Source organism: Micromonospora globosa (genome assembly GCF_000717585.1).
GTDB classification, from domain to species: Bacteria; Actinomycetota; Actinomycetes; order Mycobacteriales; family Micromonosporaceae; genus Micromonospora; species Micromonospora aurantiaca.
Genome location: NZ_JNZR01000040.1, coordinates 37856 through 45779, shown reverse-complemented (window position 1 = coordinate 45779; position 7924 = coordinate 37856). Strand labels below are relative to the sequence as shown.

The following is a 7924-nucleotide window of genomic DNA, read 5'->3' as shown; positions in this document are numbered from 1 at the left end:
ACCCGGGCCGGCGCCGTCGTCGACTGCGGCGCTCAGGGACCGTGACGCCGACATGCGGAACCGCCGCCGGCCCCGACGAGCGAGGGGCGGCGGCGGGGTGGGGAAGGGGGCCGGGGGGACCGATAACGATCATGTAACGGGCGCGAACCTTTTGGTGGGCGTCACTGCTCTCTCTCGGCATCGGCCCGCCGGGGCCAGGAGAGGACGTCGGATGAAGCTGGTGTGGAGGCGGGCGATAGAGGCCCGTGGGCTGCTGCTCGCCGCCGCTGTCGCGGCACTCGTCGCGGTCGCGTTGGTCACCGGGCTCTCCGACTACAACCGCCGGGCCGTCGAGGCGGGCGCCCGGGCGGTGCTCGACGCCGCCCCGGCCGAGGAACGCAGCCTGCTGATCAGCGGCTCCGGTGGTGCCGACGCCGCCGCGTTCGCCGAGCGGGACCGGGCGGTACGGGAGCAGTTCGCCGACGGCCTCGGCGGTGCTCCGGTCACCGTGGCCGCGGGCCGCTCCGGGACCGGGCGGGAGCTGACCGGTGACGTGGGCGCCGCCCGTACCGACGACGATCCGATGTTCGCCAACCTGGCCACGCTCGACGACCTGCCCGCGCACGCCGAGCTGGCCGCCGGGGCGTGGCCGGTGCCCGGCAGCAACCCGTTGCAGGTGACGTTGCCGGAGAAGGTGGCCGCGCAACTGAGCCTGGAGGTCGGGGAGCGGGTGCCGCTGTACGACCGGGGCGCGGAGCGCGCCGGCACCGTGGTGGTCGTCGGCACGTGGCGGCCCCGGGACGCGTCCGAGGCGTACTGGCGTCTCGCCCCCGGGGTGGGGGAGAGCCAGGGCGACGCGGAGATCACGTCGTACGGGCCGTTCGCGCTCGACCCGGCCGACTTCGCCCGCACCTTCCCGGGCTCCACCTCGGCGGCCTGGGTGGTCGACCCCGACCTGGTGGCGGTCGAGCCGGCCCGGCTGCCCGCCGTGACCACGGCGCTCGACGAGATCACCGGGAAGCTGCCCGAGGCCACCGGCCTGGGCTCCTCGACACAGCAGGTCAGCCACCTGGACCGGCTCGTCGACCGGCTCAGCCGGGCCGACCTGGTGGGCCGGTCCGCGCTGCTCACCCCGCTGCTGCTGATCGTGGTGCTCGGCGGGTACGCGCTGGTGCTGGTGGCGGCGCTGCTGAACGAGGACCGGCGGGCGCAGACCGCGCTGCTGCGGGCCCGGGGTGCCGCCCGGGGGCAGATCGCCGGGCTGGCCGTACGCGAGGCGACGCTCGTGGTGGCGCCGGCGCTGCTGCTGGCCCCGGCGCTGACCGGGCAGGCGATCCATTACCTGGGCGCGGACCTGGGGCTGGCCGACGGTGACCTGGCCCGGGTGTGGGTGGTGGCGGTCGGCGCGGCGGTGGGCTGCCTGCTCGCCATGGTGCTGCCGGCGATGCGCCGGGCGGGCACGTACGTCGCGGACATGGCGTCCCGGTCGCGGCCCTCCCGGGGAGCGGCCGTGCAGCGGGCGAGCGTGGACATCGCGCTGGTGGCCCTCGCCGTGCTCGCCTGGACGCAGCTGCGGCAGTACTCCTCGCCGCTCGCCGGCGCGAACGGCAGCCTCGGCATCGATCCGCTGCTGGCCGCCGCGCCCACCATCGGCGTGCTGGCCGGCGCGGTGATCGCGCTGCGGCTGCTGCCGCCGACCACCCGGATCGCGGAACGCTTCGTGGACCGGCGGACGTGGAACGCCACCATGTTCGGCATGTGGCAGGCGGGCCGCCGCCCGCACGCCGGGCCGGTGCTGCTGCTCGCGCTCGCCGTCGGCGGCAGCACGCTCGCCTGGTCGCTGGTGGCCTCCTGGGAACGCTCGCAGCGGGACCAGGCGCAGCACACGGTCGGCGCGGACCTGCGGCTGACCGAACGGGACGGCACCGCCCCCGCGGACCGGGCCGCCCAGCTGGCCGCCGTGCCGGGCGTGGACCGGGTGCTGCCGGCCTGGCGCGACGACGTACGCCTGGGCCGTGAGGCCCGGCCGGCCACAGTGGTGGCGTTCGACGCCGCCGCCGCGAAGGGGATGATCCGGCTCGACGACGCCGGCGGTGACGCGTCCACCGGCGCCCTGCTGGACCGGCTCGCGAACGGCCGGACCGCGCCGGCCGGCGGCGTCCTGCCCGAGGGGGCGAAGACGCTGTCCGGCACCGTGCGCACCCCGGTCGAGAGCATGTACGAGCGGCCCCGGGTGGCTGTCACCGCGTTGTTCGCCACCGACGCCGGGGCCACCTGGCGGGTCCGGCTCGCCGAGGGGGACGGCGACGGTAAGCCGGTGCGCTTCTCGGTGCCGCTGCCGGACAGCGGCGGCGTCCCGCTGCGCCTGGCCGGTTTCGAGGCCGACGGCGGTGACGCCACCGGCAGCTCGTACCGGCTGCTCCTGGACGAGCTGCGGCTCACCGACGCCGCCGGGGCGGCCCTGAAGCTGCCGGTGGAGGGGTCCTGGCGGGTGATCGACCCGGGCGCCGGGCCGCGCGACACCGCCGAGGCGAGCCCGACCCGGATCGACGGGACGCAGGGCTTCGACGTGCCGGCCGGGCTGTTGCAGTTCGCCCGGGTGCCCTCGTCCCGGTTCGCGCTGGTGCCGCAGGCGCCGGACCGTCCGGTGCCGGTGCTCGTCACCCCCGGCGTGGCCGCCGCGATGAGCCTCAAGACCGGCGACACCGTCAAGCTGTCGGTCGCCGAGGTGACGGTCGAGGTCACAGTGGTCGGCCAGGTCGCCGCGGTGCCCGGCACCGGGGGCGACGGGGTGCTGCTGGACCTGCCCACCGCCACCACACAACTCCTCGAACGCAGCGGCGGCGTCCGGCCGGTGGCCGAGTGGTGGCTGGGCACCACGCCCGGCGGGCACACCGCCGCCGCTGACGCGCTCGCCTCGACCGGCGGCACGGTGCTGCTGGACCGGCGGGCGGTGGCCGCGGAGGCCGCCGAGGATCCGTACTGGCAGGGCGCGCGCACCGGGCTGCTGGCCGCCGCGCTCGGCTCGGTGCTGCTCGCCCTGGTCGGCCTGGCGGTCGACGTCTGGGCCACCACCCGGCGCCGGCTCACCGAGTTCGCCGTGTTCAACACGCTCGGCGCGAACACCCGGCTGCTCGCACGCGCGTACCTCGCCGAACAGACGTTCCTGGCCGCGATCGGCGTCGGCGTCGGGATGCTCGTCGGCGCCCTCGTCGCGGCCACCATGGTGCCGCTGGTGATCCTCACCCCGGCCGCCGGCCGGCCGGTGCCCGAGGCGGCCTTCACAGTGCCCTGGCTGCCGATCGGGACGACAGCCGCCGGGCTGCTGCTCGCCGCGCTCGCCTTCGCCGCCCTCATCACCACAGGCATCCGCCAGCGGGTCGCCGCCGCGCAGCTCCGGATCGGAGGAGAACGATGAGCCTTCCTGGTGCCGCGCGCCGGGTACGCGCATACGGAGGGCAGTTCCTGCTGCTCGCCGTCCTGACCCTGGTGACCGCCCTGCTGATCACCGGCGTGCCCCGGGTCGCCGACCGGCTGACCGGGCAGGGGCTCACCGAGTACGTCGCAGGGCAGCCGGTGGCCCGCCGCGACCTCACGTACAGCACCGCGCCGACCGCGTTCCCGCCGTCGACCCGGACCGCCGTGACCGGTCACGCGGCCGAGCTGGCGGGGATCGAGGAGGCGATGCCCGGCGTGGTCCGGGACACCATCGGCCAGCGCTGGTACGTCGCCCAGACCGTGCCCGGACGGCTGCGCGGCCCGACGCTCGCCCCCGAGAAGGGCCTGATCGACGTCCACCTGCGCGCCGGTACCGGCATCAAGGAGGCGGCCACACTGGTCGACGGGCGGTGGCCGGAACGCCCCGTCGCCCCGGCCCGCACGGTCGAGGTGACGCTCGCCGAGACGATCGCCGGCACGCTCGGCGTGAAGACCGGTGACCGGTTCCTGCTCCTGATGCTCGACCCGGACGACAACGTGCTCAAGTCCCTCCCGGTCCACCTGGTCGGTGTGTGGCGGCCGAACGACCCGGCCGACGGTGTCTGGGACACGCTGCCGTCGATGCTCAAGCTCTCCCCGCCCGAGGGCGACGGCGACCCGTTCGTGGGCGTCGCCTACACCGCCGACGGCGGCGTCGACGAGGCCGTCGCGACCGGCTGGCCGGTCAGCTTCGGCTGGCGGTACCGGATCGCCCCGGACCGGCTCGAACCCGGCCGTCTCGACGCGCTGATCGCCGGCGTCGACGGGCTGGACCGGGCCCGGCCCGCCCAGATCGAGATGACCCTCACCCAGGGCGTGGACATCCCGCTGCGGCGCTTCGCCGACGCGCTGGCCGCCGCGCGTACCCTGCTCGCGGTCATCGCGGCCGGGCTGCTCGCCACGCTGGCCGGGCTGACGCTGCTGGCCGCCCGGCTGGCCGCGCGCCGCCGCCGCGCCGAGTTCCACCTGATCCGGGCACGTGGCGGCTCGACCGGCGCGGTCCTGCGCCGCGGCCTGGCCGAGTCGCTGCTGGTGCTGCCGGCCGCGGCCGGGATCGGCTGGCTGCTCGGCGGGCTGCTGCCCGGCACCGGGGCGTCGTGGCGCTGGGTGGTGATCGCCGCGCTCCTGGCCACGCTGCTGCCGCCGCTCGCCGCGCTCGCCGTCGGCCGCCGGGCCGGTGGACGTGCCGACCTGGGCGGCCGGTCACCCGCCGTCCGGCTCACCGTCGAGGTGGTAGTTCTCGGGCTCGCCGTGCTCGGCGCGTTCCTGCTGCGCCGCCGCGGGCTCACCGCCGGTTCGGTGGACCCGCTGCTGGTCTCCGTGCCGGTGCTGCTGGCGATCGCGGCGGCGCTGCTGGCGCTGCGCGCGTACCCCTGGCCGTTGCGGCTGGTCAGCCGCATCGCCGCCCGGGCGCGCGGCAGCGTCGCGTTCCTCGGCACCGCCCGGGCTGGCCGGGCCGCCAGCACCGGGCCGCTGGTCGTGGTGGTGCTGGCCGTCGCCACCGCCGCGTTCTGCGGCGTGGTGGCGACCGGCATCGAGACCGGCCGGGACACCGCCGCCGCCCAGGCCGTGCCCGGTGACCTGCTGGTACGAGGGGAGCGCTTCACCCCGGACACCGCGGAGAAGCTGGCCGCGCTGCCCGGGGTACGCGCTGTCGCGCCGCTGCTCACAGTGCCGGCCGAACGTCCGTACGCCGACCGCGCCGGACGCCCCGCCCCGGTCACCGAGCTGCGCGTGGTGCTCGTGGACGGCCAGCGGTTCGCCGACGTGGCACGGGAGGCCGGCGTACCGGTGGACGTGCCCGACCCGGTGCGGGCCCGCACCGACGGGAGCACGCCGCTGCCGGCGCTGGTGTCTCCGGCGGTGGCCGGGGAACTGGCCGACGCCGGGCTCGCCGACGCCCGGGGTGAGCGGCCCGCCTGGCTGGACGTGCAGGGCAACCGGCTGCCGGTGCGGACCGCCGCCACAGTCGACGAGTTCGCGCTCGTCGGCGAGGGCATACGCCGGTTCGTGGTGCTGCCGTGGCCGGCGTTGCCGGCCGACGCCCCGCACCAGCTCGCGCCGACCGGTTTCGTGCTCGCCGGGTCCGGCGTAAACGCGGCCGAGGTGGACCGGGTCGCGAGCGACGGGCAGCGGCGCTACCTGCGCATCGGCGAGGTCGACGCCGGGGACAAGGCCCGCGCGCCGGAGGTGACGACCCGTTCGGCAGTGCGTGCCGACCTGGGCGGCAGCGGCGTGAACGGCCTGCTGGTGTTCGGGTTCGTGCTCGGTGCCGGGGGCGGCGCCGCGCTGGGGCTGCTCGGGCTCGCGCTCGCGGTGCTCGCCGGGGCCCGCTCGCGCGGGCAGGTGCTGTCCCGGCTGCGCACGATGGGCCTGTCCCGCCGCCAGTGGCGCGGACTGCTGATGGTGGAGCTGACGCCGCTGGTGCTGGTGTCGGTGCTCACCGGAGCGGTGGTCGGCGCGTTGCTGCCGCTGCTGCTCACACCGGTGCTCGGGCTGCCCGCCTTCACCGGGGGCGTGGACGTGCGCCCGAGTTTCGAACCCGGCCTGGTGGCCGGGGTGTCGGTCCTGGCCATGCTGGCCCTCGGCTTCGCGATCACCGTGGAAGCCGTGAACAACCGCCGGTTGCGCCTCGGCGAGGTGCTGCGGCTCGGAGAGGAGAGCTGACATGACCGCGACCGCTTCCGGCCACCCGGGCCCGGCGCGTCTCACGCCGCGTGACGAACCGTCGTCCGCCGTACCGGACCTGGCGTCGCTGCAACAGCGCGCCGCCCAGCGGGCCGCCGAACGGGCCGGCGGGCGCGACCGGCTGCGCGGGCACATCGTCTGCGACGGCCTGGTGCGCATCTTCAAGACCGAGGGCGTCGAGGTCGTCGCGCTCCAGGGCCTCGACCTGGTCATCGACCGGGGCGAGCTGGTCGCGATCGTCGGCGCGTCCGGCTCCGGCAAGTCGACGCTGCTGAACATCCTGTCCGGGCTGGACACCCCGACCGCGGGCATCGCCCGGGTCGCCGACTACGACCTGCTGTCGCTGTCGAACAAGCGGCGGCTGGCGTACCGGCGGGACGTGGTCGGCTTCATCTGGCAGCAGACCGGCCGCAACCTGCTGCCGTACCTGACCGCGCTGGAGAACGTGGAACTGCCGATGAAGCTGGCCGGCCGGGCCGGCGGAGGGCGCAAGCGGCGGGAACGCGCCCGTGAGCTGCTGGACATGGTGGGCGTCGGCTACTGCGCCGACCGCCAGCCGGGCCAGATGAGCGGCGGCGAGCAGCAGCGCTGCGCGGTCGCCGTGGCGGTGGCGAACGACCCGGAGATCCTCTTCGCCGACGAGCCGACCGGTGAGCTGGACGAGGCCACCGGCGCCGAGGTCTTCGCCGCGCTGCGCACCATCAACGCCGAACTGGGGGTCACCATCGTGGTGGTCACCCACGACCACGCCGTGGCCGGCCAGGTCCGCCGTACCGTCGCGATCCGCGACGGCCGGACCGCCTCCGAGGTACGCCGGACCGCGCGCGTCACCGCCGACGGCGGCACCGAGATGGTCAGCGAGGAGTACGCGGTGCTCGATCGCACCGGCCGGATGCAACTGCCGGCGCAGTTCGTGGAGGCGCTGTCCCTGCGCGACCGGGTCCGGCTCAACCTGGAACCCGACCACGTCGAGGTGCGCCCCGGCGACCGGGCGCACGGCGAGGAGAGTGAGTGATGACCGACCAGACAGTGGTGCTGCCGGCGGTGCCGGGGACGGCCGTCGACGACGTGGTCCGGGTCGAGGGGGTGAGCCGCACCTTCGGCAAGGGGGAGCACGCGGTGCTCGCCGTGCGGGACGTCTCGTTCACTGCGGGACGCGGCGAGCTGGTCGCCGTCCGGGGCCGCTCCGGCGCCGGCAAGACCACGCTGCTGAACCTGGTCGGCGGCCTGGACCGGCCGGACGCCGGGCGGATCCGGGTGGCCGGGCACGACGTCACAGCCGCAGGTGAGCGGGAGCTGCTGTCGTTGCGCCGGGGCACCATCGGGTTCGTGTTCCAGACGTTCGGCCTGGTGCCGATCCTGTCCGCGGCGGAGAACGTCGGGGTGCCGCTGCGGCTGGCCAAGGTGCCGGCGGCCGAGCGGGAGCAGCGGGTCGCGGTGCTGCTGGAGCTGGTCGGGCTGGGCGGGCACGCGGCGCAGCGCCCGTACGAGCTGTCCGGCGGGCAGCAGCAGCGGGTGGCGGTGGCCCGGGCGCTGGCGAACGAACCGGACCTGCTGATCGCCGACGAGCCGACCGGTCAGCTCGACTCCGAGACCGGGCGGTCGATCATGGACCTGCTGCGTGCGGTGGTGCACGCCCGGGGCATGACAGCGCTCGTCGCCACGCACGACCCGGCGCTCATCGAGCTGGCCGACCGTACGCTCACACTGCGCGACGGCCGGCTGGTGTCGGAGGACTGATCCGGGTGCCGGGCCGCGCGCCTCCGTGCGGCGGCCCGGT

At 76.1% G+C, this 7924-nt stretch carries 4 protein-coding genes; all 4 read left to right on the top strand.

Annotation, left to right across the window (positions count from 1 at the left end; genetic code table 11):
- Positions 1 to 211: 211 nt before the first annotated feature.
- From IF06_RS0128625 to IF06_RS0128610, 4 genes are read left to right on the top strand one after another with little or no spacing between them, the layout of a single operon-like run.
- A complete protein-coding gene (locus tag IF06_RS0128625) occupies positions 212 to 3397 on the top strand; it encodes an FtsX-like permease family protein (protein ID WP_030274713.1) in 3186 nt (1061 codons plus the stop codon).
- Positions 3394 to 6123, top strand: a complete 2730-nt coding sequence (locus IF06_RS0128620; RefSeq protein ID WP_030274711.1) for an FtsX-like permease family protein — start codon at positions 3394 to 3396, stop codon at positions 6121 to 6123. Before IF06_RS0128625 ends, IF06_RS0128620 begins: the two co-directional genes overlap by 4 nt.
- A 1-nt stretch (position 6124) precedes the next feature.
- On the top strand, positions 6125 to 7159 hold the full coding sequence (locus IF06_RS0128615; protein WP_030274709.1) for an ABC transporter ATP-binding protein: 1035 nt from the start codon (positions 6125 to 6127) through the stop codon (positions 7157 to 7159).
- Positions 7159 to 7884 (top strand): ABC transporter ATP-binding protein, encoded by a 726-nt coding sequence (locus tag IF06_RS0128610; RefSeq protein WP_030274707.1) that lies wholly within the window; start codon positions 7159 to 7161, stop codon positions 7882 to 7884. The genes IF06_RS0128615 and IF06_RS0128610 overlap by 1 nt, the downstream gene beginning before the upstream one ends.
- Positions 7885 to 7924: the final 40 nt, after the last annotated feature.

Coding starts and splice junctions, on each gene's coding strand:
- IF06_RS0128625 (WP_030274713.1), top strand. CDS start 212: ATGAAGCTGGTGTGGAGGCGGGCGATAGAGGCCCGTGGGCTGCTGCTC.
- IF06_RS0128620 (WP_030274711.1), top strand. CDS start 3,394: ATGAGCCTTCCTGGTGCCGCGCGCCGGGTACGCGCATACGGAGGGCAG.
- IF06_RS0128615 (WP_030274709.1), top strand. CDS start 6,125: ATGACCGCGACCGCTTCCGGCCACCCGGGCCCGGCGCGTCTCACGCCG.
- IF06_RS0128610 (WP_030274707.1), top strand. CDS start 7,159: ATGACCGACCAGACAGTGGTGCTGCCGGCGGTGCCGGGGACGGCCGTC.